Source organism: Rhizobium sp. 01T444 (genome assembly GCF_056398305.1).
Genome location: NZ_JBFTPD010000155.1, coordinates 1 through 751 on the forward strand (window position 1 = coordinate 1; position 751 = coordinate 751).

The window sequence follows — 751 nt, forward strand, 5'->3', positions numbered from 1 at the left end:
CTTCCACCGCGTTCTCGAGCATCGCCTTGCGCGGCTGGGCGGAAGCTCGATGGAGGAGCAGGGCGCGTATGCGGCGTGGGTCCATCGGGCGCCCGTCGACACGGAGGCCTATGCCGCTCTGCTGGATGTCTGCGTGTTCTTGTCGGTTGACGCCGGCATCATCAGGCCACGCGAGATTGGCGGCCGACACCTCAACATGATGGCCTGGGACATTCAACAGGCGTCCTATCTCCTGCGCCTGGGCTTCACGCTGGGCTATGTGACGCGCGAATTCGCCGAAAGCGCACTTGCGCGCCTCCAGCGGGAGGCGAGGACCCACTACGCCTCCTGGAAGGATTACTCGCTATCGTCGCTCGTCGGCCGCGGCCTGCGCAATCGCGTCGACCTGTTCGACCCGGGCGACTGGCAGGAGATCGCACGAAGCCATGAGGTGCTGATCGCTGCCTACCCGCCGATTTCGCGTGCCGCACCCTGGAGGCACTCCTCGTTCTGGTTCGACGTGCCGCGAAGAGTCTCGCGGCCCTTGCAGGGCGGCTGAAGTGCTTATCGATCCGTCGCATCGGATGATCCGGCGCAGCGTGCGCAGACATTCAACCCTCGGCGAGCTGATTCCGGCGACGCCGGGCCGTCCGTTGCCGCTGCCTGCAAGGCGCTGATCGACGCCACGCGGCAGATTTTTTGCGCTCTTGCCCTGTTCCCCGGCCATCCGGCGGCCGATAGAACTGCATGGCCTCGCAGACGATATCTGAAC

General features: G+C 65.4%; 1 protein-coding gene. It reads left to right on the forward strand.

Going from position 1 to position 751, the window contains the following annotated elements; genetic code table 11:
- Positions 1 to 538 (forward strand): DUF1266 domain-containing protein (locus AC1DTN_RS37700; protein ID WP_477925232.1); only part of this gene is annotated, 538 nt, incomplete at its 5' end.
- Positions 539 to 751 lie beyond the last annotated feature (213 nt).